This window comes from Sporichthyaceae bacterium (genome assembly GCA_036493475.1).
Lineage (GTDB): Bacteria > Actinomycetota > Actinomycetes > Sporichthyales > Sporichthyaceae > DASQPJ01.
Window position 1 is genome coordinate 12,185 of the sequence record DASXPS010000050.1, and the last position, 26,538, is coordinate 38,722.

At 68.3% G+C, this 26,538-nt stretch carries 29 protein-coding genes; 13 read left to right on the forward strand and 16 right to left on the reverse strand.

Features of this window, described 5'->3' with window-relative positions:
• Window positions 1–3: 3 nt before the first annotated feature.
• The 6 genes from VGJ14_05700 to VGJ14_05725 all read right to left on the reverse strand — a co-directional run bounded on the left by VGJ14_05700 (window position 4) and on the right by VGJ14_05725 (window position 8,989).
• A complete protein-coding gene (locus tag VGJ14_05700) occupies window positions 4–2,532 on the reverse strand; it encodes an amino acid adenylation domain-containing protein (GenBank protein HEY2831900.1) in 2,529 nt (842 codons plus the stop codon).
• Entirely contained in the window at window positions 2,529–5,153 is a 2,625-nt protein-coding gene (locus VGJ14_05705) for a Pls/PosA family non-ribosomal peptide synthetase (protein HEY2831901.1), read from the reverse strand. Before VGJ14_05705 ends, VGJ14_05700 begins: the two co-directional genes overlap by 4 nt.
• 264 nt (window positions 5,154–5,417) lie before the next feature.
• Entirely contained in the window at window positions 5,418–7,079 is a 1,662-nt protein-coding gene (locus tag VGJ14_05710) for a fumarate hydratase (protein ID HEY2831902.1), read from the reverse strand.
• 77 nt (window positions 7,080–7,156) lie between these two features.
• On the reverse strand, window positions 7,157–7,660 hold the full coding sequence (locus VGJ14_05715) for a L,D-transpeptidase (GenBank protein ID HEY2831903.1): 504 nt from the start codon (window positions 7,658–7,660) through the stop codon (window positions 7,157–7,159).
• Window positions 7,661–7,731: 71 nt separating this feature from the next.
• Entirely contained in the window at window positions 7,732–8,766 is a 1,035-nt protein-coding gene (gene glpX / locus VGJ14_05720; GenBank protein ID HEY2831904.1) for a class II fructose-bisphosphatase, read from the reverse strand.
• Window positions 8,759–8,989: an exodeoxyribonuclease VII small subunit gene (locus VGJ14_05725; protein ID HEY2831905.1), complete on the reverse strand. Its 231-nt coding sequence runs from the start codon at window positions 8,987–8,989 to the stop codon at window positions 8,759–8,761. Before VGJ14_05725 ends, glpX begins: the two co-directional genes overlap by 8 nt.
• A 23-nt stretch (window positions 8,990–9,012) precedes the next feature.
• Here VGJ14_05725 and VGJ14_05730 point away from each other — a divergent pair, with 23 nt between their 5' ends.
• Entirely contained in the window at window positions 9,013–9,486 is a 474-nt protein-coding gene (locus VGJ14_05730; GenBank protein HEY2831906.1) for a GNAT family N-acetyltransferase, read from the forward strand.
• On the opposite strand, the gene xseA is transcribed toward VGJ14_05730, so the two are convergent.
• Window positions 9,458–10,684 (reverse strand): exodeoxyribonuclease VII large subunit, encoded by a 1,227-nt coding sequence (gene xseA, locus VGJ14_05735; protein ID HEY2831907.1) that lies wholly within the window; start codon window positions 10,682–10,684, stop codon window positions 9,458–9,460. The genes VGJ14_05730 and xseA overlap by 29 nt on opposite strands.
• 159 nt (window positions 10,685–10,843) lie before the next feature.
• Between xseA and VGJ14_05740 the strand changes: the two genes are divergently transcribed.
• The 6 genes from VGJ14_05740 to VGJ14_05765 all read left to right on the forward strand — a co-directional run bounded on the left by VGJ14_05740 (window position 10,844) and on the right by VGJ14_05765 (window position 17,026).
• Window positions 10,844–11,692, forward strand: a complete 849-nt coding sequence (locus tag VGJ14_05740; protein ID HEY2831908.1) for an ABC transporter ATP-binding protein — start codon at window positions 10,844–10,846, stop codon at window positions 11,690–11,692.
• Window positions 11,693–11,696: 4 nt separating this feature from the next.
• A complete protein-coding gene (locus VGJ14_05745) occupies window positions 11,697–12,470 on the forward strand; it encodes an ABC transporter ATP-binding protein (GenBank protein HEY2831909.1) in 774 nt (257 codons plus the stop codon).
• Window positions 12,467–13,345: a branched-chain amino acid ABC transporter permease gene (locus VGJ14_05750; GenBank protein ID HEY2831910.1), complete on the forward strand. Its 879-nt coding sequence runs from the start codon at window positions 12,467–12,469 to the stop codon at window positions 13,343–13,345. Before VGJ14_05745 ends, VGJ14_05750 begins: the two co-directional genes overlap by 4 nt.
• Window positions 13,338–14,501 (forward strand): branched-chain amino acid ABC transporter permease, encoded by a 1,164-nt coding sequence (locus tag VGJ14_05755; protein HEY2831911.1) that lies wholly within the window; start codon window positions 13,338–13,340, stop codon window positions 14,499–14,501. The genes VGJ14_05750 and VGJ14_05755 overlap by 8 nt, the downstream gene beginning before the upstream one ends.
• Before the next feature lie 5 nt (window positions 14,502–14,506).
• Window positions 14,507–15,790, forward strand: coding sequence for an ABC transporter substrate-binding protein (locus VGJ14_05760; protein ID HEY2831912.1), 1,284 nt, complete (start codon window positions 14,507–14,509; stop codon window positions 15,788–15,790).
• A 96-nt stretch (window positions 15,791–15,886) separates the two neighbouring features.
• A complete protein-coding gene (locus tag VGJ14_05765; GenBank protein HEY2831913.1) occupies window positions 15,887–17,026 on the forward strand; it encodes an acyl-CoA dehydrogenase family protein in 1,140 nt (379 codons plus the stop codon).
• Here the strand turns inward: VGJ14_05765 and VGJ14_05770 are convergent.
• From VGJ14_05770 to VGJ14_05785, 4 genes are all read right to left on the reverse strand, one after another.
• Window positions 17,015–17,515 carry a plastocyanin/azurin family copper-binding protein gene (locus VGJ14_05770; protein ID HEY2831914.1) on the reverse strand — a complete coding sequence of 167 codons (501 nt, stop codon included), beginning with the start codon at window positions 17,513–17,515 and terminating at the stop codon, window positions 17,015–17,017. The genes VGJ14_05765 and VGJ14_05770 overlap by 12 nt on opposite strands.
• Before the next feature lie 98 nt (window positions 17,516–17,613).
• The gene (locus tag VGJ14_05775) at window positions 17,614–18,639 is read right to left on the reverse strand and encodes a cupredoxin family copper-binding protein (GenBank protein HEY2831915.1); all 1,026 of its coding nucleotides are present in this window, start codon (window positions 18,637–18,639) and stop codon (window positions 17,614–17,616) included.
• A 148-nt stretch (window positions 18,640–18,787) separates the two neighbouring features.
• Complete coding sequence (locus tag VGJ14_05780; GenBank protein HEY2831916.1) at window positions 18,788–19,753, reverse strand: 4-hydroxy-3-methylbut-2-enyl diphosphate reductase; 966 nt, start codon at window positions 19,751–19,753, stop codon at window positions 18,788–18,790.
• Between the two features lie 4 nt (window positions 19,754–19,757).
• Window positions 19,758–20,855: a DNA recombination protein RmuC gene (locus tag VGJ14_05785; GenBank protein ID HEY2831917.1), complete on the reverse strand. Its 1,098-nt coding sequence runs from the start codon at window positions 20,853–20,855 to the stop codon at window positions 19,758–19,760.
• A gap of 115 nt (window positions 20,856–20,970) precedes the next feature.
• Here VGJ14_05785 and VGJ14_05790 point away from each other — a divergent pair, with 115 nt between their 5' ends.
• The 5 genes from VGJ14_05790 to VGJ14_05810 all read left to right on the forward strand — a co-directional run bounded on the left by VGJ14_05790 (window position 20,971) and on the right by VGJ14_05810 (window position 23,960).
• Window positions 20,971–21,804 carry an SGNH/GDSL hydrolase family protein gene (locus VGJ14_05790; GenBank protein HEY2831918.1) on the forward strand — a complete coding sequence of 278 codons (834 nt, stop codon included), beginning with the start codon at window positions 20,971–20,973 and terminating at the stop codon, window positions 21,802–21,804.
• 16 nt (window positions 21,805–21,820) lie between these two features.
• Complete coding sequence (gene ychF / locus VGJ14_05795; GenBank protein HEY2831919.1) at window positions 21,821–22,906, forward strand: redox-regulated ATPase YchF; 1,086 nt, start codon at window positions 21,821–21,823, stop codon at window positions 22,904–22,906.
• 85 nt (window positions 22,907–22,991) lie between these two features.
• The gene (locus VGJ14_05800; protein HEY2831920.1) at window positions 22,992–23,369 is read left to right on the forward strand and encodes a hypothetical protein; all 378 of its coding nucleotides are present in this window, start codon (window positions 22,992–22,994) and stop codon (window positions 23,367–23,369) included.
• Between the two features lie 40 nt (window positions 23,370–23,409).
• Window positions 23,410–23,631 carry an addiction module protein gene (locus VGJ14_05805; GenBank protein HEY2831921.1) on the forward strand — a complete coding sequence of 74 codons (222 nt, stop codon included), beginning with the start codon at window positions 23,410–23,412 and terminating at the stop codon, window positions 23,629–23,631.
• Window positions 23,628–23,960 carry a type II toxin-antitoxin system RelE/ParE family toxin gene (locus tag VGJ14_05810; GenBank protein HEY2831922.1) on the forward strand — a complete coding sequence of 111 codons (333 nt, stop codon included), beginning with the start codon at window positions 23,628–23,630 and terminating at the stop codon, window positions 23,958–23,960. The genes VGJ14_05805 and VGJ14_05810 overlap by 4 nt, the downstream gene beginning before the upstream one ends.
• Window positions 23,961–24,023: 63 nt before the next feature.
• Here VGJ14_05810 and VGJ14_05815 read toward each other — a convergent pair whose 3' ends face one another.
• Window positions 24,024–24,224, reverse strand: a complete 201-nt coding sequence (locus VGJ14_05815; GenBank protein HEY2831923.1) for a hypothetical protein — start codon at window positions 24,222–24,224, stop codon at window positions 24,024–24,026.
• A 1-nt stretch (window position 24,225) separates the two neighbouring features.
• Window positions 24,226–24,399 (reverse strand): hypothetical protein, encoded by a 174-nt coding sequence (locus tag VGJ14_05820; protein HEY2831924.1) that lies wholly within the window; start codon window positions 24,397–24,399, stop codon window positions 24,226–24,228.
• 255 nt (window positions 24,400–24,654) lie between these two features.
• Between VGJ14_05820 and VGJ14_05825 the strand changes: the two genes are divergently transcribed.
• Window positions 24,655–25,197, forward strand: coding sequence for a dihydrofolate reductase family protein (locus tag VGJ14_05825; protein HEY2831925.1), 543 nt, complete (start codon window positions 24,655–24,657; stop codon window positions 25,195–25,197).
• On the opposite strand, the gene VGJ14_05830 is transcribed toward VGJ14_05825, so the two are convergent.
• The 3 genes from VGJ14_05830 to VGJ14_05840 all read right to left on the reverse strand — a co-directional run.
• Window positions 25,173–25,679 (reverse strand): DinB family protein, encoded by a 507-nt coding sequence (locus tag VGJ14_05830; protein HEY2831926.1) that lies wholly within the window; start codon window positions 25,677–25,679, stop codon window positions 25,173–25,175. The two genes, VGJ14_05825 and VGJ14_05830, sit on opposite strands and share 25 nt — an antisense overlap.
• Complete coding sequence (locus VGJ14_05835) at window positions 25,676–25,966, reverse strand: hypothetical protein (protein ID HEY2831927.1); 291 nt, start codon at window positions 25,964–25,966, stop codon at window positions 25,676–25,678. Before VGJ14_05835 ends, VGJ14_05830 begins: the two co-directional genes overlap by 4 nt.
• 10 nt (window positions 25,967–25,976) lie before the next feature.
• Window positions 25,977–26,538 (reverse strand): cytochrome b/b6 domain-containing protein (locus VGJ14_05840; GenBank protein ID HEY2831928.1); only part of this gene is annotated, 562 nt, incomplete at its 5' end.

The window sequence follows — 26,538 nt, forward strand, 5'->3', positions numbered from 1 at the left end:
TTGTCAGTTACCACTGGACGAGGCCTCGGATTTCTCGGCGGAGAGCAGGTCGGGGGCAGATTCCGGTGCTGTCCGCTCGTCGAGCAACCGGGCCAGGTCAGTCAGAACCGGGCATGCGATGACCTCCTTGAGAGAAACCTGACGGTGCAGTGCGATGACCAGTTTCACGGCGGTCAGCGAGGTGCCGCCGCTTTCGAAGAAGTTGTCCCCACGACCAATCAGGTCCAGGTTGGTGTCCAGCACCTGTGCCCAGGCCGCGGCCACCCGCACCTCGGTGGCGCCCACCGGCGCCTCGCGGTCCGTGGTGGGTGCGTCGAGCTCGCCGGCCAGGGCGCCCAGGGCCTTGCGGTCGATCTTGCTGTTCGCGGTCAGCGGCAACTGATCGCGATGGTGCAGCACGGTCGGGACCATGTAGCCGGGCAGGGCCATGGCCAGGTGCTCGCGCAGCAGTTCGGTGGGCAGCGGCGCGGGTCCGGAGTAGAACCCGACCAGACGCTTGGTGGCCTCGGTGTCACCGACCACCACGACCGCGCCGTCGAACACGCCGGGCACCTGCAGCAGCCGGTTCTCGATCTCGCCGATCTCGATGCGGAAGCCGGCCACTTTCACCTGGTTGTCGCGGCGGCCGAGGAACTCCAGCTTGCCGTCCGGACGCCAGCGCCCGTGGTCACCGCTGCGGTAGAGCCGGGCGCCCGGTTGGTGCGGATCGGCCAGAAACGCTGCGGCGGTCCGCTCCGGATCGTTGATGTAGCCGCGACCCACACACACTCCGGAGAACACGATCTCGCCGGGGGCACCCAGCGGCACCGGCTGCAGGTGCTCGTCGACCACGTAGACGGTGACGTTGGGAATGGGCGGGCCCAGCGGCACCCGGTCGGCATCCGGCACCACCCGCATCACCTCGTGGTTGGTGTCGTCCGAGGTTTCCGTCAGGCCATACGCGTTCACCATGGCGATGTGCGGCATAGCGGCGAACCAGCGCTGCACCAGCTCTTTCTTAACTGCTTCGCCGGTCACCGACACGGTGCGCAGCGCGTCCAGCCGCCGCGGCGCGGATTCCAGGTGCGCCAGCACCGCGTCGAGGTAGGACGGCACGATCTGAAGTACCGTCACCTTGGACTCGTCCACGATCTGCACGAAGCGGGCCACGTCGAGGATGACGTCCTGCGGAATGATCACCGTGCGGGCGCCCACCAACAGACCGGAGATCAGCTGCCACAGCGAGATGTCGAAGCACTGCGGCGCGGTCTGCGCCACCGCGGTGCCCTCGGCCACGCCCAGGTCGTTGATCTTGGCCAACAGGTGATTGAGCATCCCGGCCTGCTCGCACATGGCTCCCTTGGGGGCGCCGGTGGAGCCGGAGGTGAAGTAGATGTACGCGAGTTGATCCGGTCCCACCTCGATGCCGAGGTCGGTGGGCGGGTGCCCCTCGCCGAGTGCATCGGCCACCTGCAGCACCTGCACGCCCGGCAGCGAGTCGAGGTCCAGGTTGGCGGTGCTGCCCGGCTCGGTGAGCACGAAGCGGCACTCGGCGCGGGTCAGTGTGGTGGTGATCCGGCCGACGGGGAAGTGCGGCTCGATCGGCAGATACGCCCCGCCGGCCTTGAACACCGCGAGCACGCAGGCCATCCAGTCCGGCGTGCGCTCGCTGACCACCGCGACCACGTCCTCGCCGGACAGGCCCCGGGCCAACAGCGCCCGGCCCAACTGGTTGGCCCGGGCGTTGAGCTCGGCGTAGGTCCACCGGATCTCGCCCTGCTCCACGGCGACGGCGTCGGGGGAGGCGGCCACCCGGCGCTCGAACAGCTCGTGGAAGCGCGCGTCGGGTAGCTCCCGGGCGGGACCCGACATGGCCTGCAGCTGCAGCCGGCGCTCGTCGGCGCCGAGCAGTCGGGCCATGCTGTGCTCGGTGTCCGGTTTGGTCGCGGCCAGCGCCAGGGCAACCAGGTGGTAGCCCGCGATGCGCGCCGCGGCCATGCCGTCCAAGGCGTCGGTGCGGTGTGACACGACCAGGGCGTCGGTGTCCGGGTCGTACCCGACCGCGAGCACGCAGCCGTCGGACAGGTCCTCGTGGGCGCAGGTGGGGTCGGCGCTGATGTTCGGGTTGAACAGCACCTCCGAGACCGGGCCGGGAACGTTCAGCTCCGCACGCAGGGCCTCGACCTCGACGTGGGCGTTGGCACGCAGCGCGGCGGCGTGCCGCGCGATGTCGGTCACCAGCGCCCGCCAGGTCGGCGGATCGGTGCGCAACGGTGCGGGTAGCGCCGCTGCGCCGATGGCCGGGCGGTACCGGGTCACCACGTCCCGTTCGCCGGACAGCGCGACCAGCACGCGCGCGTGCGCGGCCAGCACGACGTCGGCCGGCGGCACCACCAACTCCGCGGCCAACCGGCGTACGGCGTCGGCCACCGGCGCCGGGATGGTGGCCCGGCACCGGGCGACCCCCGGCGTCGGGCTGCTCGTCCAGCGGGGCACCGAGGTGACCCCGCCGGCCGGCAATATCCGGCGCCAGTACTCGAGCTCCTTAGTCACTCCTTGACCCCCACCGCGTGTGCCCCGGTCCCCTCGGGCCGGGGCAGCTCCCGGGCCGGATTGCCACCCCAGTACGCGCCGTCCGGAACCTCTTCGCCCTTCATCAGGAAGCTGTCCGCGGCCAACGCCGAACCGACCCCCGTCTGCACGCCGTAGTGCACGAACGCGCCGGGGCCGAGCGTGCAGCCACGTCCGATGCGGATGAAGTCGGACTTGAACGCACCGTCCTCCTGCGAGTGCGACTGCACGATCGAGGACACGTTCAGCACCGCTCCCGAGCCGATCGTCACGAATGTCTTCTCCACCAACGCCACGCCGTCGTCGAAGACCCCGCGGCCCAGCCGGGCCCCCATCGCACGCCACAACCAGGGCTTCAACGGGGTGCCGTTGAAGATCTGCACGTACTGCTGGGTGGGCACCTTCCAGAAGCGCTCGTGCCGCCAGAACCGCCGGTCGTAGATGGATACGCCCCGCGGCGCCCAGGTGGACAGGAAGGTGACCGAGCGCTCCACGCTCAACCAATACGCGAGGCTGGCCGCCGCCAGGCCGAGATTTGCCAGACCCAGGCCGACCCAGGAAGAGTCTCGATAGAGCTGACCTGCCCAGTTTCCGTAGACGACGATGCCGAACACGTACAACCAACGCACAGTCAGGAAAAGGGCGATGGTGACCGCATTGTGCCGATTCTTGCGGCGCAGTCCGATTCGCAGTCGCGCCGCGTTCTCCACCGCGAAGCCGGTGTCCCGGGCGACGGTGCGGGGGATCTCGAAGGCGGGCGAGCCGAGCAGCCCGACGCCGGAGCGGATCTCGCCCTCGGTCGGGACCGCGACCTTGGTGGCCAGCAGGCAGTTGTCGCCGGTACGGCCCTCGGCCGGATAGGCGACGTTGTTGCCCAGGAAGTTGTTGCGGCCGATGTGCACCGGACGTACCCGGAACGACGTCGCGGAGAAGTCGGTGTTGAGCACGGACAGGCCGTCGGCGACGACCGTGCCGGTGCCGATGTGCACCGTGAACGGTGTCTCGTGCTGCATGCGCTGACCGAAGTTGGTGCCGGTCTGCTCATACGGCTTGAGCCGGTAACCCAGCCGTCCCAGGTAGCCGACGATCGCCGAGCTGTCCCCGAACAGGAACGCGTAGAACTTGAGGTTGGTCAGCCGGGCCACCGCGCGCTGCAGGGTGTGCCGCCACCCGTAGATGGGGTACGTGCGTTCGGCCCGCACCGGCAGGCTGGCCAACCGGGCCACGGCGTAGAGCAGCGGCAGACCGACCAGCACCGCGCCGAAGAACACCACCGCGGAGGCCAAGGCCGCGCCGCGGAAGAAGCTCGGCGCGGCCAGGGATTCCCGGCCCCAACCGTGCAGGCCGACCAGTTGCTCGGTCGCCATGCTCAACCCGACCGCGACGCCCAGACCCAGCGGGGCGGTGACGAACACGAAGGTCAGCACCTGGACCAACGCAAAGCGGAATCGGCGCACCCCGCCGACCCGGCACGCCTCCGGCAACACCACCGGTGTGCCACCGGCCTGCGCCGGTGAGCCGTGCCAGCTCTGCCCGGAGGGGACGACCTGGCCGGGGTGCAACGAGGATGCGTGGCCGAGGTGGCCGCCGGTGCCGATCTCGGTGTTGATGTCCAGCACGGAGTTGTCGCCGACGACCGCGTCCGGCCCGATGCGCACGAAGCCCGTGCGGATCACGCCGGGCTGCGCGTGATACCCGGTCAGAACCGCGTCCTTGCGGATCACCGCGCCCGCGCCGATGGTGATGAGGTCGGTGCACACCGGGATGTTGCGCGTCAGGATCAGCGCGCCCGGTCCCACCTTCGCACCGAGCAGGCGCAGGTACACGGCGAACAGCGGCGAGCCCATCATCAGGTGCAGCAAGGGGTTGCGCTGGGTCAGCGAGCGAACCAACCAGAACCGTAGATACGCGATCGACCACAACGGGATGTCGCGGGGTTTCCACCGACCGATCAGCAGCCATTTGGCCACGATCGGCAGCAGGAACAGCACGGCGACGCCGGCCCCGAGGAACCCAACCGTGCGCAGGTATTCCGCGGCGACGCCGTGCCCGGCGGTGATCCAGCGGAACCCGACCCGGCCTGCCACGGCGGCCGTGAACAGAGGCGCAATCAGAACGGCCAACTGGACCAGCGCGCACAGGAAGACCCGCAGCCGACCGGGCGGTGGCACAACCGGCACGGCCTGCTCCGGTATCGCCTCGGACTCGACGACGGGTGTGGCCTGCTCGGGCAGCGATTTCAACGGGCGGTAGTGCTCGCCGAGCAGCTCCGCGAGGTCCAGCAGGTCGTCACCGGCCCGGGCCGGAGCCGGGGGGCCGATTGTCGCGGCCGCCGTGGACGCGGCCGCGGCAACCGGGCCGACGGCGGCTGCCAGGGTGTTGACGGTGGAGTTTCCGTAGATGTCCTTCATCGACACCTTGGGCAGCGCGGGGCGCTTGCGCACTCGCGAGCAGAACTGCGCCATCAGCAGCGAGTCGGCGCCCAGGTCATCGAAGAAGTGCGCGTCGTGGCCGACCCCGTCGACATTCAGGAGTTCGGCGAGAATCTGCGCGAACTCCTGTGCGAGTGCGACGTCCGGTTCGGCGGTCGTCGTCGGATTCATGCCCATCGGCGGCGTTTGCTCCACGTTGTTGCGCGGTTAATGCAACCGAGTATGGGCGGGGGATTCGATTTTTCGGAGGATTTCTCAGCTTTCCCAGCTGTGGAATTTCTGGGAGTGATCGAGATCCGGACAGCACAGACCCGACGATCGCGTATCTGCATCGTGTGTCGCGCAGCCGGCTCGGCCCCGGGTTTTTGCTGCGAATTTGCTGTCAATCTGGCCGCTGCAGAACAGGCCCGGCGGGTCCTGAGCCCGACCTTCGTTTCACGCCGGCCGGACGCCCAACGGTATCGGGACAGACGTGTCCGCGGGGGCGAAGAAGTCATTGCCCTTGTCGTCCACGACGATGAAGGCCGGGAAGTTCTCGACCTCGATCCGCCACACGGCTTCCATGCCGAGCTCGGCGTACTCGAGAACCTCCACCTTCTTGATGCAGTCCTGTGCCAGGCGCGCGGCCGGCCCGCCGATCGAGCCCAGATAAAAGCCGCCGTGCTGGTGGCACGCGTCGGTGACCGCCTTGGACCGATTGCCCTTGGCCAGCATGATCATCGAACCGCCCAACCCCTGGAACTGATCGACGTAGGAGTCCATGCGGCCGGCCGTGGTCGGGCCGAAAGAGCCGGTGGCGTAACCTTCCGGGGTCTTCGCCGGACCCGCGTAGTACACGGCGTGGTCCCGCAAGTACTGCGGCATTGCCTCGCCCGCGTCCAACCGCTCCTTGATCTTGGCGTGCGCGATGTCCCGGGCCACCACCAGTGATCCGCTCAACGCCAGTCGGGTCTTCACCGGGTGGCGGGACAACTCGGCGAGCACCTCGGGCATTCCTCGGTTGAGGTCGATCCGGACCACCGCGTCCTCGAGGTGATCCTCCGTCACCTCCGGCAGGTACTGCGCCGGGTCGCGCTCCAACTGCTCCAGCCAGATGCCGGACGGGGTGATCTTGCCGAGCACCTGGCGGTCCGCCGAGCAGGACACCGCAATCGCGACCGGACAGGACGCCCCGTGCCGGGGTAGCCGGATCACCCGCACGTCGTGACAGAAGTACTTGCCGCCGAACTGAGCGCCGATTCCATTGGCCCGGGTCAGTTCAAGCACCTTCGCTTCGAATTCCACGTCGCGAAATGCATGGCCGAGCATCGAGCCGGTCGGCGGGAGCGTATCCAGATATTTCGCCGATGCGTATTTGGCGGCTTTCAGGGTGAATTCCGCGCTGGTGCCGCCGATCACGATCGCCAGGTGGTACGGCGGGCAGGCCGCGGTGCCCAGCCCGCGGATTTTCTCGTCCAGCCAGGCCAACATGGACTTCTCGTTGAGCAGCGCCTTGGTCTCCTGGAAGAGCAGCGACTTGTTCGCCGAGCCTCCGCCCTTGGCCATGAACAGGAACTTGTACTCCCTCGCGTGGGCGGGATTGTCGTCGGCATAGACCTCGATTTGCGCGGGCAGGTTGTTGCCGGTGTTGTGCTCGTCCCACAGCGAGACCGGGGCCATTTGCGAGTAGCGCAGGTTGAGCCGGGTGTAGGCGTCGTAGACCCCGCGGGAAATCGACTCGGCATCCCCGCCGCCGGTGAGGACGTGCTCGCCGCGCTTGGCCATGATCACCGCAGTGCCGGTGTCCTGGCACATCGGCAGGATGCCGCCGGCCGCGATGTTGGCGTTCTGCAGCAGGTCGCGGGCCACGAACCGGTCGTTGCCCGAGGCCTCCGGGTCCTCGATGATCGCGCGCAACTGGGCGAGGTGCGCCGGGCGCAGGTAGTGCGCGATGTCGTGCATCGCCTCGGTCGTGAGCATGCCCAACGCCTCGGCGCCCACGTGCAGGAACTCGGTGCCACCCAACGACCGCACCTCGACACCGGCGCTGCCCAACGACCGGTAGGTCGTGGTGTCCGGGCCGATGGGCAGCAGGTCGGTGTAAGCGAACTCGGGCATCCGTCGTCTCCTGGCCACAGGGAAGTGGCGACCAGGATAAAAGAGGACGGATCGGGCCCATGGAGCGTCTGTCGGGCCTAGTCGTAAGCGCGGGGGTCGTAGTCCGACCAGTCAGGGATCGAGCCGTAGACGTAGACCATGTCCCCGATGGACACGGCGTCGAACAGCTGCTTGGTCTCGCTCAGGTTGCGGGTGTTCACGCAGCCCAGTGACGAGCCGTTGTAGCCGTTCTTCGCGAAGTCGGCCGAGTAGTGGATCGCCTGCCCGCCGCTGAAGAACAGCGAGTACGGCATCGGCACGTGTGCGATCCGGGAGACGTGCTTGGCCTCCTTGTTGAACACCTTGAACGTGCCGTTGCGGGTCGGGGTCTCGTCCGAACCGAAGCGCACGGCCATGCTCATTACCTTGTCGCCGTGCTCGAAGAGGGTGAGCTTCTCGTTGCTCTTGTCGACGCAGATCACCCGAGCGGCGGACTCGCACCTGGAGGGGATGTGTGCGGCGGAGGCGGCTGTGGCGAGGGGGACAGTGGCGAAGGCGGCGGTCGTCCCCGCCAGCGCCACGATACGGAGTCGATTGATCACGTTATGTAACGTACGCGATGGATCGCCGATCGGTAGTGCCAAACGTCATCGTTGCGTCGCCGCAACGCTGCTCAGTCGAAGTCGACCAACGAGTACTCGCGCAGCTTGTGCAGGCTGTGCGTGCTTTCGATCAATCGCGTGGTGCCGGACTTCGAGCGCATGACCAGGGAGTGCGTGGTCGCCGAGCCGGCCCGATAGCGCACGCCACGCAACAGTTCGCCGTCGGTGATGCCGGTGGCGACGAAAAACGCGTTGTCCCCCCGCACCAGCTCGTCGGTGGACAGCACCGCGTCCAGGTCCAAGCCGGCGTCGATGGCCTTCTGCCGCTCGTCGTCGTCCTGCGGCCAGAGCCGGCCCTGGATCATGCCGCCGATGCACTTGATCGCACACGCCGCGATGATCCCCTCGGGGGTGCCGCCGACGCCCATCAACAGGTCGCAGCCGGTGCCCTCCGACGCGGCCATGATCGCTCCGGCCACGTCGCCGTCGGTGAGGAATTTGATGCGTGCGCCGGTGGCCCGGATCTCCCCGGCCAGCTCCTGGTGGCGCTCGCGGTCCAGCAGCACCACGGTCACGTCGTGCACGTCGGAGTGCTTGGCCTTGGCCACCCGACGGATGTTCTCCGATACGGGTAGCCGGATGTCGACGACCTCCGCCGCCTCCGGGCCGGTCACCAACTTGTCCATATAGAACACCGCGGACGGGTCGTACATCGAGCCGCGCTCGGCAACCGCGAGCACGGACAGCGCGTTGTTCATCCCCATCGCGGTCAGTCGGGTGCCGTCGATCGGGTCGACGGCGACGTCGCACTCCGGCCCGGAGCCGTCGCCCACGCGCTCGCCGTTGAACAACATCGGGGCCTCGTCCTTCTCGCCCTCCCCGATGACCACCACACCGTTCATGGCGACCGTGCCGATCAGGTGTCGCATGGCATTGACGGCCACGCCGTCGGCGCCGTTCTTGTCCCCGCGCCCGACCCATCGGCCGGCGGCCATCGCGGCTGCCTCGGTGACGCGGACCAGTTCCAGTGCCAGGTTGCGGTCCGGAGCCTCGGCGCGCACCTCCAGAGCCGCCGGGATGGACGAACCGCGCGTTCCCTCATTCACCATCGGACACCCTCCCGGCTTCGTGCGCGGCCAACCGTTCCCGCGCGCCGTCCAATCGCTCCCGGCAGATCTTCGCCAGGGACTCACCCTGTTCCCAGAGCGCGAGCGACTCCTCGAGCGTCAGACTGCCCGCCTCGAGCCGGGCGACAACCTCGGTCAGCGCCTCGCGCGCCTGCTCGTAGCTCAGGCCGGGATCACTGTCTCCCACGCTGCCTGCCGTCACGGGCCCACCCTATGGTGGGGCGCATGCCTACCGTTCGTCGTGCCACCGCGCTGGACGCCGCCGAGCTCGTGCGGTTGCGGGAGATGTTGTTGATCGCGATGGGCCAGGACGTCGAGGAGTCGAACTGGCGGGGAAACGCGATGGCCCAGTTCGAGCAGCGCATCGCGCCCGGCGGTGACCTCACCGGGTTCGTGATCGACGGGGACAACGGGGAGCTCGCGGCCAGCGCGGTGGGGCTGGTGGTGACCTCGCTGCCGGGTCCGAATCGGCCGGACGGGCGTACGGGTTACCTGCTCAACCTGGCCACCGACCCCAAGTACCGCCGGCAGGGCAACGCGAGGGCGGTGGTCACCGCATTGTTGGACTGGTTCCACGGCCAGGGCGTCAAGCGCATCGAGCTGCATGCCAACGAGCGCGGCGAGATGCTCTATGCCCAGCTCGGCTTCACCGAGCACACCACCAAGGCGCTCACCTACGCGGAGCGCCGCCCGTTGTAGCGCGTGCGGCCAGCGTGCCGCCGGCCAGTCGCAGGGTCAGTGCCTCCTCCGCCACCACATCCGATGGGTCCCGCAGCACGCTGCCGTCGGCGCGTTGCACGATTGCATACCCGCGGTCCAGCGTGGCTTGCGGGGACAACGCGCGGAGTTGTTCCCCCCGATGCGTCAGTTCGTCCGCGGCCCGGTCCAGGTGGTGCCGTACGCAGCGCAGCGCGCGGTCCCGCAACGATTGCACGGCGTCGGCGCGGGCGAGGAATCCGCGGGCCGGATCGGCCAACGCCGGCCGGCCCAGTAAAGAGGTCAACCAGCTCTGCTCCCGGTCCAACCGAGTCGACACCGCGCGCCCGGCCCGGACCCACAACGCGTCGACCAATACCAGTTGCTCGGCCAGGTCGGGCACCAGCAGCTTGGCCGCATCGGTCGGCGTGGACGCCCGCACGTCGGCGACGGAGTCGAGCAACGGGTTGTCCTGCTCGTGCCCGATCGCGCTGATCACCGGAGTGCGACAGGCCGCCACCGCCCGCAGCAGAGTCTCGTCGGAGAACGGCAGCAGGTCCTCCACCGAGCCGCCGCCGCGGGCGATCACGATGACCTCGACCGCGGGGTCGGCGTCCAGCTCGGCCAGTGCGCCGATCACCTCGGCCGCCGCGAACGGCCCCTGCACCGCCACCGGCCGGGTGTGGAACTGCACCGCCGGCCAGCGCCGACGGGCGTTGTCCACCACATCGTGCTCGGCCGCACTGGCCCGCCCACAGATCAGGCCCACGCCCGCGGGTAAGAACGGCAATCGACGCTTGCGCGCCGGGTCGAACAGCCCTTCCGCGGCCAACAGCCGACGCAGCTGCTCGAGACGGGCCAGCAGGTCACCGAGGCCCACCGCACGGATCTGTTCGGCGGCAAAGGACAGTGAGCCGCGGGGGACCCAGTAGGTCGGGCGGCCGAAGATCACCACTCGGGACCCTTCGGTGACCTCGGGCACCACCTGTTCCAGCACCTGGCGGGGGCAGGTCACCTGCAGGGACACGTCCGCGATCGGGTCGCGCAACTGTAGGAACATCGTGGAGGTGCCGGGACGCCGGGTCAGCTGCGTAACCTGGCCCTCCACCCAGACCTTTCCCAGCCGCGCCACCCACTGTGCTATCAGGTGCGCCACCGTCCGCACCGGGACCGGGGATTCCGCGCTGGTCTGCAGGGCCACGCGGGCCAGGCTAGGGCCCTTCTCTCCACCACAGCCGGACGCGGGCGCCGATGCGCGCCGGCTATCGGGCTTGGGAGACGGGCCCCGGGTCTCTCGTCTATATCGATGCGTTCACAGGTTGCGGCGCGCCTGTTGTGACCTTGGGTAGTCACCGACAGGATGTGCCCCGTGCTGCTGCAGGTTGCTGACCTCACCGTCCGCTATGGACGGGCCGTCCACGGACTGTCCGACGTGAGCCTGGACGTTCCCGAGGGTTCGGTCACGGCCGTGCTCGGCGCTAACGGCGCGGGCAAGTCCACATTGCTGCGTGCCATCTCCGGCACGCTCAAGCTGCACCGTGGACGGGTTACTGCCGGGTCGGTCACCTTCAACGGGACGGACATCACCGCGGTCGATCCGGCGGCCATCGTGGCGGCCGGGATCGTCCAGGTGCCCGAGGGTCGCCAGGTGTTCGCCACGATGAGCGTGGAGGAGAACCTGCGGGCCGGGGCATTCAGCCTGCCCCGCGGACAGCGCTTGGAAAACCGGGAGCGGGTGCTCGATCTGTTTCCGCGGCTGGGCGAGCGGCTCGGCCAACGCGCCGGGCTGCTTTCCGGCGGCGAGCAGCAGATGTTGGCCATGGGTCGGGCGTTGATGTCCGAACCGAAGCTGTTGCTGCTCGACGAGCCATCCCTGGGCCTGGCCCCGCAGATGATCACTTTGATCGGCCAGATCGTGAGCGAGATCAACTCGGCGGGTACATCGGTGCTGCTGGTCGAGCAGAACGCCGCGATGGCGTTGAAGGCAAGTCAGCACGTGATGGTGCTCGAGGTGGGCCGGGTAGCGCTGCGCGGTGAGGCCGACGATGTGGCCAACTCACCGGAACTGGCCGGGCTCTACCTCGGCGGACACGGCAAGGTCAGTGAAGAGATCGCGGCAGCGCAGGCCTCTAAGGAGGCGTCCGACGAGACGTCCGAGGAGCAGCTCGCCCCGGTGAGCAGCCGGACGTTGTCGAAGTGGCAGGGTTAGCGCGATGAGCACGGTGGCACTGCAGGCGGATGGCCTGTGCCTGCGATTCGGTGGCGTGGCCGCCTTGGACAAGGTCGGCTTCTCCCTGTCCGAGGGAACCGTCCACGCTCTGATCGGACCCAACGGCGCGGGCAAGTCGACCTGCTTCAACGTGCTGTCCGGCGTGTACCGGGCCGACGCCGGCAAGGTGCAGTTGAAGGGTGAGGACGTCACCGGATTGCGGCCGCATCAGCTGGCCGGGCGGGGACTGGGTCGCTCGTTTCAGAACCTGGCGCTGTCGCTGCACTCGAGCGTGTTGGACAACGTCATGTTGGCCCGGCACTGCCGCACCCGCGGTGGGTTCCTGGCCGCGGGGGTGCGCTGGCCGTGGATGGTGCGCGAGCAGGCCCGACACCGCGCCCGGGCGGCGGAGATCTGTGCCTTCCTCGGTATCGAATCCCTGCTCCAGACCGCCGTCGGCGGATTGTCCTACGGCGACGCCAAGCGGGTGGACATCGCCCGCGCGTTGGCCACCGAACCTCACGTGCTGCTGCTCGATGAGCCCGCGGCCGGCATGAACGCCGGGGAGACCGCGGAGATGGGCGAGCTGATCGTCGCCGTGCGCAAGGCGCTGGACCTGTCGGTGCTCCTGGTGGAGCACGACATGAACCTGGTGATGGGGATCGCGGACCGCATCACCGTGTTGGATTTCGGCCGGGTGATCGCCGAGGGGACGCCGGCAGAGATTCGAGAGGATCCCGAAGTGATCAAGGCGTATCTCGGTGAGGTGAGTGCGTGACGACGTTCATCCAGGTCGTGGTTAACGGGCTGGGCAAGGGCGCGGTGTATGCGCTGCTGGCGCTCGGCTTCGTGATCATCTTCAAGGCCAGCGGTGTGCTGAACTTCGCGCACGGCTCGCTGGTGCTGCTCGGCGGCTACGTCACCGTGCGCACCCAGAACGACCTGCACTTCATCGGCTCGGCGATCCTCGGCGTGGTTGCCGCCGCGGTCGGCGCGCTGGTGATCGAACGGGTTCTGGTCTCTCGCCGACCGCTCGCCGATCCGATCTCACTTGCCCTGCTCACCATCGGCGTTGACGTGGTCATGAGCGAGGAGATCATTCGGCGCCTCGGCCTCGAGATCCCCTTCCTCGGCCAGCCGTACGACGGCAAGCCGGTGCACATCGGGTCCATCGCGCTGTTCCGCACGCAGCTGATCGCCCTGGGGGTGGGCGTGGTGCTGGTCGGCGCGTTCTTCCTGGCCTTCCGGTTCACCGCCTGGGGCTTGGCGATGCGCGCGCAGGCGGAGAACCGGGAAGCCGCGGCCCTGATGGGGATCCGCAGTGGTCGGGTTACCGCGATCGCCTGGATGGTCGCCGGTGTACTGGCCGGCGTCGCGGTGCTGTTCCTGGCCACCCAGGACTTTTCCGGTGCCGGCTTGTCGCGCAGCACGCACGCGGTGGCCCTGGTCGCCTTTCCCGCCGCAATCATCGGTGGGCTGGATTCCACCGGCGGCGCGATTGTGGGGGGCGCGATGGTGGGGCTCGCCGACTCGATGAGCGCCCAGTACATCTCCTACGACTTCTCCAAGATCGCCGTGTACATCGTGATGTTGGCGGTGCTCATCGTCGCTCCCGCCGGGTTGTTCGGCACCAGGGAGCGAACCCGTGTCTGACGATCTCGTCCTGGCCGACGACGATCTCGACGAGGAGCCGGTGTCCTCACATCGGCGGAGTGCGGCCCGGTTCCTCGACCGCACGATGTTCGGCCGCGCGGTGATCCTGGCCGTGATCGCCATCGCGGTGCTCACCCCGCCGATGTACCTGGGCCCGTCCTGGATGCGGGTTGGCTCGTACGTGATGATCGGCGCGGTCGGCGCCATCGGACTGACTCTGCTGACCGGGCAGGCCGGCCAGCTGTCGCTGGCCACGCCCTTCTTCATGCTTGTCGGCGGCATCTCGTACTGCGTGCTCGGCGCGCAGGACACGTCGCGAGCTGTCGGTTTCGGGTGGCCGTCGCTGCTCGCATTGGTCGGCGCGGTGCTGATCTCCTCGGTGCTCGGGCTGGCCTTCGCCCCGGTGGCGGGGCGGGTCCGCGGGGTGTACCTCGGCGTGGCCACGCTGTCGCTGGTCTATGTCGGGTTGTACGCCGGGCAGCGCTGGACGAAGTTGTCCGGTGGTACCGCCAACGGTCGCCCGACGCCGGACCTGAACCTCTTCGGCATCACGTTCCTACACCAGGACAACCGCGAGAAGAGGATTTGGTACCTGTTCCTGGCATTCACCGTGCTGGCCTACCTATTGGCCCGCGGCGCCGTGCGCAGTCGGCCGGGCCGGGCCTGGCGCGCCATCCGGGACAACGAATCGGCCGCCGCGGCCCTGGGCGTATCAGTGAAACGAGTGCGCAGTGAGGCCTTCGCCATCTCCTCCGGCTACGCCGGTCTGGCGGGGGTGATGACCGTGCTCTGGTACCGCCTGACGAAGCCCGACGAGAGCGAGTTCGCCGGCACCTACAGCATTCCGGTGGCGATTGCCTTCCTGGCGATGATCCTCATCGGTGGACTGGGTTCAGTGGGCGGAGCCATTGCGGGCTCCGCTCTGGTCAACGGGTTACCCGGTGCCATGACGTTGTGGATCGGGAGCAATCATTTGTTTGGATCGGGAGACACCGCAGTCACCCCGGTCATTTTCACGGCCTACGTGTACGGCGCGGCCGTCGTGTTGGTTGTCCTGTTCGAACCCGGTGGACTTGCGGCTCTGGGGCGCCGGGGATTCCTCTTGCTCCATCGCAGTCCACTCGGTCCGTTTCTCCCACCTCCGAAAGGAAACTGAGCTCGATGCGCAGATCACCGAAACTCATGGCCCTCGCGATGTCGGGCGCCCTCATGTTGGCGGCGTGCGGTGGTGGGGGCAGCGGCAACAACGCGAGCGCGACCAGCGCACCCGCGGGTGGCACCACCGGTGCCGACGGCGTCAAGATGGGTCCCGGCGTCACCGGCGACACCATCACCCTGGGTGTGATGGCGGACCTCAGCGGTCCGTTCAAGGAGTTGGACACCGGCATCCAGGCCGGCCACAAGATGTGGGTCGACGAGGTCAACAAGAAGGGTGGCGTCTGCGGCCGGCAGATCAAGCTGGAGACCCTGGACCACGGCTACAAGGCCGACACGGCGACCATCCAGTTCCCGACCATCGAGCCCAAGGTCGCCGGCTTCATGGAGATCCTCGGCTCCCCGGTCATCGCGGCGCTGTTGACCGACATCAACGACAAGAAGGTCACCACCGAGGCCGTGTCCTGGGCCTCGACGCTGCTCGACCAGCCCTACGTCACGATCGTCGGTACCACCTACGACCTCGAGATGATCAACGTCCTCGACTACTTGATGGGCGAAGGCAAGATCAAGAAGGGCGACAAGATCGGGCACATCTACATCGACGGCGAGTACGGCGGCAACGGTTTGCTCGGCTCGCAGTACTTCGCCAAGCAGAACGGCATGACGATCGTCGAGGGCAAGGTCACCGCCACCGACGCCGACATGACGAGCGTCATCACCAAGTTCAAGAGCCAGGGCGTCAAGGCGATCGCGCTGACCACCACCCCGACGCAGACCGCGTCGGCCGCCGCGAAGAACGTGGCACTCGGCCTGAACGTGCCGATGGTGGGCAACAACCCGTCGTTCGCGCCCGCGCTGCTGGACACCCCGGCGGCGGCCGCGTTGAGCAAGCTCACCGTCGCCCAGAGCGCGGTGCCCTACGAGTCCCCGCTGGCCAAGATGAAGGAGCTGCGGACCGAGTTCACGAAGGACAACCCGAAGGTCAAGCCCAATTATGGCGTGGGCTTCGGCTACGCGATGGGCGTGATCTGGGGGCAGACGCTGACCAAGGCGTGCGCCGCCAAGGACCTGACCCGCGACGGCATTCACACCGCGATCACCAGCATCAGCAACCTGTCCACGGACAAGCTGGTGGCGAACCTGGACTACACCAAGCCCGGTTCCCCGCCGTCCCGCTCGGTCTACCTCATGACCCCCGACAAGGCGACGCCCGGTGGGATGAAGCAGATCAAGGCGCTCAGTGAGTCCGCGGACGCCAAGACCTACAAGGCGCCCAAGGAGCAGTAACTAACCACCGCCCGTGACAAGGGGCCGTCCGCTCGACGCGGGCGGCCCCTTGTGGTGAGTTAGCGTTGTCGGTGAACCATGCGAGGGGAGTCCGCCGTGGCCGTCGATCGTCTGCTGCCCACCGCCGAGGCCCGTGACCTGCTGGCATTGGCCCGGGAAGTGGCCGAGAAGGAACTTGCCACTCGGGTGGACTCCTACGAAGCCGAGGAGGCCTATCCGGACGGGCTGTTCTCGATCATGGGAGAGGCCGGACTGCTCGGGTTGGCTTACCCCGAGGAGTGGGGCGGCGGCGGTCAGCCGTACGAGGTGTACCTGCAGGTGCTCGAGGAGTTCGCGGCTCGCTGGGCAGCAGTGGCGGTGGCCGTCAGCGTGCACTCGTTGGCCGGACATCCGCTGGTGCAGTTCGGCAACCCGGCCCAGCAGGAACGGTGGCTGCCGGACATCGCCACCGGCGCGGTGATCGGCGGATACAGCCTGTCCGAGCCGCAGGCGGGGTCGGACGCGGCCGCGCTGAGTTGTAAGGCGACCAAGACCGAGACCGGGTTCCGGATCACCGGGACCAAGGCCTGGATCACCCACGGCGGTCGCGCCGACTTCTACGCGTTGTTCGCCCGCACCGGTGAGGGTTCCCGCGGGATCTCCTGCTTCCAGGGGCCCGGCGCCGCGGATGGTCTGATCTTCGGTCGGCCCGAGGCGAAGATGGGCCTGCACGCGATCCCCACCACCGCGGCCTTTTACGACGGGGTGGACCTCGACGCCGACCGCCTGGTCGGCGACGAGGGACAGGGCCTGGAGATCGCGTTCTCCGCGTTGGACGCGGGCCGACTGGGCATCGCCGCGATCGCGACCGGCATCGCGCAGGCCGCGATGGACGCGGCCACGGTCTATGCCAAGCAGCGCACGACGTTCGGTCAGCGGATCATCGACCACCAGGGCCTGGGCTTCCTGCTGGCCGACATGGCCGCGGCGGTGGACAGCGCCCGGGCCACCTATCTGGACGCGGCCCGGCGCCGGGACGCGGGCCGCCCGTACAGCCGCAACGCCAGCGTCGCCAAGTTGATCTGCACCGACGCGGCGATGAAGGTGACCACCGACGCGGTGCAGGTGTTCGGTGGATACGGCTACACCCGCGACTTCCCGGTGGAGCGCTACATGCGGGAGGCGAAGATCACCCAGATCTTCGAGGGCACCAACCAGATCCAGCGGTTGGTGATCAGCCGCCACCTATCGCGCTAGCGCTCCGTGGTTGGGCGGGCGTCCCGGACCCCAGACGCTGCCCCCGGACCAGTCGTCGGAGGGCGGAGAGGTGCGCTGGCGCGCGCCGACCCGGATGGTGCCGCGCATGCCGTGCTGCAGCGTGCAGACGTAGTGGTAAATGCCCGGCCGCCAGAACCGGAAGGTGAACCTGTCTCCCTGGTGCAGCACCTGATCCTCGGTGCCGAACGGCTCCGGGCCGTCGACCGCCTCGATGTTGTGCGAGACCTCGTCGGTATTGGTCCAGGTGACCTTGTCCCCGACGTGGATCCCGACGTCGTCGGGGGTGAAGTGGTTGTCGGAGATCACCACGGCCTGACTGAGGTCGGCGGTGCTGGGATGGGCCTGCGCGGGGGCGGCGCCGCCGGCCACGGCGAGCGCGGCGCAGCCGAGGACGGCCGCGCCCGCGGCCGCGAACCGGCCGGACAGGTGCAGGCGCCTCGGCGCGCGGTGCGAGCGGTTCGGCGTCATTGGGCCCACCTCGACGGTTCGGGACACATCCCGGCCAGCGTAAGTGCGCGAGGGGCCCGGACCGTGGCATCCGGGCCCTGACGCGGGGGCGTGTCGGTTCAGGGGCCGGGGCTGTGGCCGCCCGAGGCGAGCGAGGTGGCCATCATCTGGAGCATCGCCTGGTGCGAGGAGATCCAGGTCGGGGCGTCATCCACGATGTCGGTGACCTGACCGTTCACCGACTTGCTCCAGTGCGCGGCGTCCATGTGCTGCATGAACACGCCGGTGCCCGGTGCGGCGCCCAACGCGCTGTTCTTGCCGACGAACGGGTCGAGCATCATGCGGAACATCGCCAGGTGGGACTTGTTCCAGGTGTCGAAGTTGGAGATGTCGGAGGCCTGTTCCATCGGCGAGCGGTTCCAGTGCGCAGCGTCCATGTGCTGCATGAAGACCCCCGCCATCGGTGCCTGGCCGAGCGCGCTGGACGGACCAACCTCGGGATCGAGCATCATCCGGAACAGCGCCTCGTGGGTCTTCAGCCAGGTGTCGAACTCGGCGATGTCCTGCACCTGAGCGCCCGGCCCGCGGCTGAAGTGCGCGGATTGCATGTGCGCCATGAACGGGTTCACCGCACCGGAGATCGGGTCGTCGGCCGGCTTTGTCGCCGGGGCGGCGGGTGGCGCCGCGGCCGGGGCTGCGCCCGTCTCGTGTGCCATGCCCGGCATGTCCTGGTCGGGCTTGGGAGCGGGCGCGCCCTTGTCCGCCACGGTGACGGTGCCGGTCATGTCCGGGTGCACGGCGCAGTAATACTTGTAGAGACCGGGTTGGGTGAAGGTATAGGTGAACGACTTCCCCTTGGCGAACACACCCGAGTCGAATTTGACCGGCGCAGATGTGGTGGTCACCGTGTGCGGAACGTCGTCCTCATTGGTCCAGGTCACCGCCTGACCCACCGTCACGGTCAATGCAGACGGCATGAATGCGTTCTTCTCGATCGGCACCATGGCCGGCTTGGCCGCCGCGGTGTGCAAGGTCGGGGCGGACGCGGTGTGCGTCATCGCGCCCGCGGCCGTCGCCCCGCCGAGCAGCAGACCCGTCGCCGCCACCAGCGCCGCGGCGGTTCGGGGTACAACGTGGGTGCGCATCTAAGGGCTCCTTCGAAGCAGTGGTCGGACAACTGCTATCGAAAGACACATCAGGACGCCGACGGTTTCCCGCCGGTTGCCGGCAGATCAGATAGTCGGCACGAATACCGTCCATTTGTTACCGAACGCGCACTGATCTGACGACACGTTAGGCGCGATTGGCCGCCTTGAGCCCGCGGCGCAACTCCGGCGGCAGCGCGAACAGCAACGACTCCTCGGCCGCGGTGACCACCTCGACATCGCGGAATCCCCGCGCCGCTAGATGGGCGAGCAGGTCGGTGACCAGGATCTCCGGCACCGAGGCCCCGCTGGTCACCCCGATCGTCTGCACCCCGTCCAGCCAGGCATCGGCGACCTCCCCTGCCCGGTCCACGAGATGGGCCGCCGCCGCCCCGTACTCCCGGGCCACCTCGACCAGGCGCACGGAATTCGAGGAGTTGCGTGAGCCGACCACGATGACCAGGTCGGTGCGCGGCGCAATCGCCTTCACCGCCTCCTGGCGGTTCTGCGTGGCGTAACAGATGTCGTCGCTGGGCGGGTCCAGCAGCGCCGGGAAGCGCTCGCGCAGCTTGGCCACTGTCGCGAGCGTCTCGTCGACGGAGAGCGTCGTCTGGGACAGCCAGGCGACCCGCTGCTCGTCCTTGACCACGATGTTGGCCACGTCGTCCGGCCCGTCGACCAGATGAATGTGCTCGGGGGCCTCGCCGGAGGTGCCGATGACCTCCTCGTGCCCCTCGTGGCCGATCAGCAGGATGTCGTAGCCGGCCGCGGCGAACCGGCGGGCCTCGTTGTGCACCTTGGTGACCAGCGGACAGGTGGCGTCGATGGTCCGCAGCGAGCGGGCCGCGGCCTCCTGGTGCACGACGGGGGCCACCCCGTGCGCGGAGAACACCACGACGGCGCCCTCCGGGACCTCCTCGGTCTCCTCGACGAAGATCGCGCCCCGCTCCCGCAGCGTGGCCACCACCTGCTGGTTGTGCACGATCTCCTTGCGCACGTAGACCGGCGCCCCGTGCAGTTCCAGCGCCCGCTCGACGGCCTGCACGGCGCGGTCTACGCCTGCGCAGTAACCGCGCGGCGCGGCCAGCAGCACGCGGCGAATGGGCTCGGTCATGTACTCAATCGTAGGTGGCCGAAGCCTCTGGAATGAGTTCGGGCGCTGTAGCGGGCCGAGCGGCCACTGAGATCCCGCGGGGCGCGGGCAGGTCCTCGGACACCACCCCGAGGTGGTGCAGGCGGCGCGCGGAGACCAGCACCCGCGTCTCCAGCGAGGCGGTCGCGGCGTTGTAATCGCTGACCGCGCGGCTCAGTGAGCGACCCAACCGGTCCACGTGCTCGCCCATCGTCGACAGCCGCCCGTAAAGCTCCCGACCCAGCTCGAATACCTCCCGGGCATGCGTGGTCAGCGACTCCTGCTGCCACCCCCAGGCCACCGTACGCAGCATGGCCACCAACGTGGTCGGGGTGGCGATCAACACCCGGTGCGTCATCGCGTGCTCGAGCAGATCCGGATCGTGCTCCAGCGCCGGGGCCAGGAACGCCTCGCCGGGCAGGAACAGCACCACGAACTCCGGGCTGCCCGCCACCCGCGCCCAGTACTGCTTGTCCGCCAATTCGTCGACGTGCGCGCGCAGCCGCCGTGCGTGGGCGCGCAGCCGCTCCCGGCGCTGGGTGTCGCCGGTGCATTCAGCGGCCTCCAGGTAGGCGGTCAGCGACACCTTGGCGTCCACCACCACGCAGCGTCCGCCGGACAGCCGGACCACCAGATCCGGGCGCAGTACCCCGTCGGGGGAATCGAGGTGCACCTGTTCGTCGAAGTCGCAGCGTTCGGCCAGCCCGGCCAGTTCCACCACGCGGCGCAACTGCAGTTCACCCCAGCGGCCGCGGGCCTGCGGCGCGGACAGCGCGCCGGCCAAAGCGGCGGTCTGCTCGGTGAGCTCCTGGCAGCCGGTGTGGAACAGCTCCACCTGTTCCCGCAACGCGCTGTAGGCGCCCACCCGAGCGTTCTCCAGCTCGCGTAGCCGCCCCTCCACCCGGTCCAGACAGTCCCGCAGCGGGGCGTGCGCCAGGTCCACTAATGCGGCGCTGTTCGCGCGCAGCGCCCGCGCGGAGAGGTTCTCGAACTGCCCGGCGGCCAGTGAACGGCCCAGCAGCAGCCCCGCGCCCAGCCCGAGCAGCACCCCGAGCAGCAGCGCGAGCGCCCATGCGTTGTTCATGCGGTCACCGTGCCGGCCGCATCCGACAGTTTCGTGTGGAGTGCACGGGATCTGTGGATTACCGGCGAACGGATCGGTGGCGGGGTTAAGGTCGCCGGCGGAGGGCGATCTGGCCATGTGGCGAAGTCGGTGGCGCGCCGCGCTGGGTACGGGCGCGCTGGTGTTGTCCACGGCGGTGCCCGCCGGGGCGGCGACCGGCACGGATGCCACCGCCTGGCCGACCTCGATGGCCGCCGTGGGAGACTCGATCAGCCGCGCCTTCGATGCCTGCGGATTCTTTCGGGATTGTCCGCCGCGCTCCTGGAGCACCGGCACCGACTCGCGGGTGGACAGCCTGCGCACTCGATTGGCCGCGGCATCGGGTCACGACGTGGCGGCAGTCAACCTGGCGCACACGGGCGTGGGGGTAGCGGCGTTGTCCGACCAGATCGCGCAGGCGGTGCCGGCCAAGGTCGACTACGTCACCATCGACATCGGCGCGAACGACGCCTGCGCAGACTCGGTCCCGGATATGACCTCGGTGCCCACCTTCCGCACGCAACTGCGGGCGGCGCTGGGCGACCTGCGCAGGGACCTGCCGCAGGCCCGGGTACAGATCATCAGCATCCCGGACGTCAACCGGCTCTGGGAGATCGCGCACACCCACCGGCTGGCCCGGTTCACCTGGACCAAGGCCCACATTTGCCAGTCGTTGCTGGCCGACCCGTTGAGCACATCCGCCGCTGACGAGGCCCGTCGGGCCACCGTCGGCCGGCAGGTGGATTCCTACAACGCCGAGCTGGCCGCCGCCTGCGCCGACTACGGGCCGACCTGCCGCTGGGACGGCGGCGTGGTGCACGGCACTCGCTTCACCTTCCACCAGCTGTCCAAGTGGGATTACTTCCATCCCAATGTGTACGGGCAGCGGGCGCTGGCGGAGGTCGCCTGGAGGGCCGGCTTCTTCAGCTGACATAGGCTTTCCGCTCGTGACCTTGACCATCGGAATCGTCGGTCTGCCCAATGTCGGCAAGTCGACGCTGTTCAACGCGTTGACCCGCAACGACGTGCCGGCCACCAACTACGCGTTCTCCACGGTGGAGCCGAACGTCGGAGCCGTCGGGGTACCCGACCCGCGGTTGCCGGTGCTCGCCGAGATGTTCGACTCGGTCAAGGTGATCCCGGCCACGGTCAACTTCGTGGACATCGCCGGGGTGGGCAAGGGTGCCTCGGAGGGTGCGGGGCTGGGCAACAAGTTCCTCGCCCACATCCGCGAGTCCGACGCGATCTGCCAGGTGATCCGGGTGTTCGCCGATCCGGACGTGGCGCACGTGGACGGTGAGGTCAACCCCAAGTCGGACCTGGAGACCTTGAACACCGAGCTGATCCTCGCCGACCTGCAGACCATCGAGAAGGCAATGCCGCGGCTGGAGAAGGAGACGCGGCTGTCCAAGGAGCTGGCCCGGGAGAACGCGGCGAAGTTGGCCGCGGCGCACGAGGCCCAGGAGGTGCTGTACTCCGGTCGCACCATTTACGCGGCCGGCCTGGACACCGCCCCCCTCTACGACCTGCACCTGCTGACGGCCAAGCCGTTCCTGTATGCGTTCAACCTCGATTCCGACCAACTCGGTGACGAGGCATTGGCCGGGCAATTGCGTGAGCTGGTGGCCCCGTCGGAGGCCATCCTGCTCGACGCCAAGTTCGAGGCGGAGTTGATCGAGCTCGACGAGGCCGACGCCGCCGAGCTGCTCGCGTCCACCGGGCAGGCCGAGTCCGGACTGGACGTACTGGCCCGGGTCGGTTTCGCCACCCTGGGCCTGGCCACCTATCTCACCGCAGGGCCCAAGGAGGCCCGGGCGTGGACGATCCGTCAGGGCGCCACCGCCCCGGAGGCCGCCGGGGTGATCCACTCCGACTTCCAACGCGGCTTCATCAAGGCCCAGGTGGTCTCCTACGACGACCTGATCGCCGCGGGCTCGATGAACGAGGCCAAGGCCCGCGGCCAGGTGCGCATCGAGGGCAAGGAGTACGTGATGCGCGACGGCGACGTCGTCGAATTTCGTTTCAATGTTTAGTTGCGGTCTGGCATCTGACGCCCTGTTGCCTCGCGTATCCGGCGTCAATGCGGCCGTCAGTGATCACCAGCTCTGATGTGATGGCGTGGTGCGCTCCCTTTTCGTGTTCCCGGCCCTGTGCCGCGGCGAGGTGTTACGGCGTCTAGCGGTCGCCAAAGTGAGGACAGACCTTCCCATCGGAGTCACCGAGCCTGACCGACAGGTCCTGGTGTGGGCCGAACTTGTCGAGGATCTCTCTGCGGCCGACGTCACCTCCGACGACATCGTCGAGTTGGAGCGTGTTGCGGGCTTCCGTCCGGGGTGGGGGATTGAGATTGCCATCTCGGGCCACTTCGAGGACTGGCGGCAGCGGGACTTGCGGACGCTCACGACGTGGCTTCTCTCGGAAGGCGGGTGTGCGACGTCCATCGAGCTGGACGAGTTCAAGACTGCTGAAGAGTGGAGCGAGCACTGGGCCGGCTGACGTTGCGGTGCTCGTCGCGCGCCCGGAGTAGCCTGAGCGCATGGTGAACCCCGCCCTGCAATCGGCGATCGACGCGATGAGCCTGGATGAGCGGTTGGAGCTCGTCGAGTACATCGAGAGCACCGTCGAGTCCTCGCCGATTGCCGTGACCGAGGCGCAGAGGGCGACGATCCAGTCCCGCGCAGCAGAGCTCGCGGCGGACCCTTCCATCGGGCTTGCCAGAGACGAGCTCGAGGCCCGGATCGGTGAGCGCTGGAAGTGACAGGCCGCCGCCTGATCTTTCATCCGGGCGTGGCAGGTGACCTGGCGGCGATTCTCGACTACTACGGAAGCCGTGATCCGGCCCTGCCTGCACGATTCCGTGTGCGTCTGGCAGAGCAGCTCGATCGCCTGGAGTCGTTCCCCGAGTCCGGCGCCGTCCTGTTCGAGTCCTACCGGCGCGTCATACTCAAGCGATTTCCCTATCTGGTCGTGTACTTGCTCGCGGCGGACCAGATCCTCGTGCTGGCGGTGGTGAGCTACCGCCGCAACCCAACCTGGGTGGAAAGAACCGTTTCGCAGCGCTCCGAGGAGCCATCAACCAACGGCTAGGGTGTTGCCCTGATGACGTTGTTCGACGTCGGAACGCTGTGGAGTTCCGCTTCAACGTCTGACTCAGCCGGCGCGCTCGGCGCGGCGGTACTCGTCCAAGGCGTCCGGGGGGATGTGGGCGATTCCCTCCACCATCACCGATCGGACGCGTCGTTCGATGACGGCTTTTGCGAGCTCAGGCCCGGGGATACCGGTGGCGCGAGCAGCTTCGACGAGAGTGAGCAGACCGAGACGATGAGCCTTCTCGGCAATGGATTCGGACATCTCAGCCTCCCTCCCCGAAGAGTTTACGGTGGAGAACCACGATCTGATGCTCGATGCCGGCGAGCGGGCTCAGCGCCTCGAACTCGCGCAACGGTTCGCGCGCACTCTCGAGGTCCCACAGGAGGGTTGCCGCTTCATCCAGGTCGTAGGTGACCGTAGCGGGTGGTTCGGTCATGCCTGACGCTCTGCCGGATCGTGCAAGGCGCGAACATAAACACAGCCACCGACACTTCGGCGACGCGCGGATGCGTACGACGGGGGACGCCTGAATCAGCCGCCACGGCCGTGCCCAGCGAAGGTTAGGAATGCAAGTCGAAACAGCTGAGGTGCGACACGCCGTTCGCGCCGTCACTCCTGTTCCAATATGCATCCCGGGCCGACGGGGCCCGGGCCCAGCGTCTGCGGGGGTGAAGCCGTGCTGAACTTTTCGATGGGCGTCTCGGTGGACGGGTTCATCACCGACCGTGAGGGCGGGATCGGGTGGACGCCGCCGGACGAGGAGCTGTTCCGTTTTCACCTCGCGCGGGTGAGCGAGCTCGGCGCCGTGCTGCTTGGCCGCAAGCTCTACCAGACCATGCTGGTGTGGGAGACCGACCTTTCGTTGCGCGACGACGAGGCCGGTGCCGCGTTCGCCGAGATCTGGTGCGCGCTGCCGAAAGTCGTATTCAGCCGCACGCTGGAAAGCGTGCAGGGCAATGCGCGGCTCGCGCAGGGGTCGGTGGCCGAGGAGGTTGTCGCGGTGCTCGGCGCGACCGACCGGGACGTGGAGATCGGCGGCGCCGGCCTGGCCGCGGCGGCGATCGAACTCGGCCTCGTCGACGAGTTCCGGATCTTCCGCTACCCGGTCCTCGTCGGGGGCGGCACGCCCTTCCTGGCGCCGGTCACCGAAAGCGTTGTGCTGGACCTCGTGGAGACCCGGGCGTTCGGCTCGCGGGTGATCTACGAGCGCTACCGGCGCGCGCCGGCTCCCTGATCCGCGGCAGCGGCCTTCAGCTGTTCGACCAGGATGTCGCCGTGGCCCGCGTGCCGAGCCAGTTCGGCGATCATGTGCGCGTAGATGTAGCGCAGGTTCACCGGGCCGAAGCGCCACTCGAACTGCTCGTCGAGGCCGTGCTGCGCAGCCACCTCGCGCGAGTGCTCGCAGGCGGCCAGGAAGGCCGAACGCACCGAGGCGATGGTGTCCGCGGGCTCGAGCACGAAACTCTCGTCGATGGTCTCCGGCAGGCCCACCTCGGCCCGCGAAACGCCTGCCACCCGCGAGTGGAACCAGATCTTCTCCGCGAACGTGGCGTGCTTGACCAGCGACAACGGCGTCGTCAGCGACGGGACCAGCCGCGCCCGGGCGGTGGTGTCATCGAGGTCGGCGAGGATGCCCACGATCTCGTCCCGTTGCACATCGAGCAGGCCCTCGAGCACCGCCCGCTCGCCGGCCACGAAGGCTTCCGGTCGAATCACGCCGTCTCCAACGCGGATGCGGGGTCGGGATCGAGCGCTGTGCACAGGACGCGCAGGATTTCGGCTTGCTTGATCAGGAACGCGCCCTCGTCGAGCTTCTTGCGGCGCAGCCACGCGGTGACCTCGGTGTTGCACTTGCTCGCGTTGCAGGAACGGCAGGCCGGACGACGTTGACCAGGGTGTAGCGGCCGCCGACAGAGATCGGCAGGGCGCAGTCCTTCTGCAGGTGTTCGTCCTGCTTGTGGCAGTAGGCGCAGCCGCCCCAGGCCGTCTTCAGCGCCGCCCATTGGGCCTCCGTCAGGTCGTGTTCGACCCTGGCCATCCGACGCTTGCGGCGTCGGGCGTAGACGGCGGTTTTGCTTCGGGAGACCACGTTTCGAGCGTAGGGCGCTCGAGCTCGTCGACCCAGGCTTCGTGCTCGCGACGCGCCCAGTCCACCGGGACATTTCCGGTGCGCATCGCGCGCAGCGCGACCGGGTCGCGCAGTGCGAAGGAGAGATGGCCGAGGACGAGCACGCCGAGGCCGAGGGCGAACCAGTCGTGGGTGAAGGTCGCGCCGCTGCGCCAGGACAACCGGGTCCAGTCGTGGAAGTACATGACGGCGCCGGTCAGGAACAACGTGCCGATCGCCCCGGCAGAGGCGGCGGCGTTGAGCTTCTGACCCGCGTTGAACTTGCCCACCCGGATCTCGCCGTTGCGGCGGGTTGGCGAGCGCAGCCAGCGCCGGTCATCGGCAGCGAAACGGTTGAGCCGGCCCAGATCGTCGCGGTAGAGGCGCGAGGCCAGCCCGGCCAACAGCGGGACGGGCAGCGCGAAGCCAGACCACACGTGGATCTGCCGGACCGTATGGCGATGTCCG

What these genes read in the sequence shown, in the direction of transcription:
- VGJ14_05705 (HEY2831901.1), bottom strand. Translation starts at nt 5,153, where the DNA reads ATGAATCCGACGACGACCGCCGAACCGGACGTCGCACTCGCACAGGAG.
- VGJ14_05710 (HEY2831902.1), bottom strand. Translation starts at nt 7,079, where the DNA reads ATGCCCGAGTTCGCTTACACCGACCTGCTGCCCATCGGCCCGGACACC.
- VGJ14_05730 (HEY2831906.1), top strand. Translation starts at nt 9,013, where the DNA reads ATGCCTACCGTTCGTCGTGCCACCGCGCTGGACGCCGCCGAGCTCGTG.
- VGJ14_05740 (HEY2831908.1), top strand. Translation starts at nt 10,844, where the DNA reads ATGTGCCCCGTGCTGCTGCAGGTTGCTGACCTCACCGTCCGCTATGGA.
- VGJ14_05745 (HEY2831909.1), top strand. Translation starts at nt 11,697, where the DNA reads ATGAGCACGGTGGCACTGCAGGCGGATGGCCTGTGCCTGCGATTCGGT.
- VGJ14_05760 (HEY2831912.1), top strand. Translation starts at nt 14,507, where the DNA reads ATGCGCAGATCACCGAAACTCATGGCCCTCGCGATGTCGGGCGCCCTC.
- VGJ14_05770 (HEY2831914.1), bottom strand. Translation starts at nt 17,515, where the DNA reads ATGACGCCGAACCGCTCGCACCGCGCGCCGAGGCGCCTGCACCTGTCC.
- VGJ14_05775 (HEY2831915.1), bottom strand. Translation starts at nt 18,639, where the DNA reads ATGCGCACCCACGTTGTACCCCGAACCGCCGCGGCGCTGGTGGCGGCG.
- VGJ14_05780 (HEY2831916.1), bottom strand. Translation starts at nt 19,753, where the DNA reads ATGACCGAGCCCATTCGCCGCGTGCTGCTGGCCGCGCCGCGCGGTTAC.
- VGJ14_05785 (HEY2831917.1), bottom strand. Translation starts at nt 20,855, where the DNA reads ATGAACAACGCATGGGCGCTCGCGCTGCTGCTCGGGGTGCTGCTCGGG.
- VGJ14_05790 (HEY2831918.1), top strand. Translation starts at nt 20,971, where the DNA reads ATGTGGCGAAGTCGGTGGCGCGCCGCGCTGGGTACGGGCGCGCTGGTG.
- VGJ14_05805 (HEY2831921.1), top strand. Translation starts at nt 23,410, where the DNA reads ATGGTGAACCCCGCCCTGCAATCGGCGATCGACGCGATGAGCCTGGAT.
- VGJ14_05815 (HEY2831923.1), bottom strand. Translation starts at nt 24,224, where the DNA reads ATGTCCGAATCCATTGCCGAGAAGGCTCATCGTCTCGGTCTGCTCACT.
- VGJ14_05820 (HEY2831924.1), bottom strand. Translation starts at nt 24,399, where the DNA reads ATGACCGAACCACCCGCTACGGTCACCTACGACCTGGATGAAGCGGCA.
- VGJ14_05825 (HEY2831925.1), top strand. Translation starts at nt 24,655, where the DNA reads ATGGGCGTCTCGGTGGACGGGTTCATCACCGACCGTGAGGGCGGGATC.
- VGJ14_05835 (HEY2831927.1), bottom strand. Translation starts at nt 25,966, where the DNA reads ATGGGCGGCGCTGAAGACGGCCTGGGGCGGCTGCGCCTACTGCCACAA.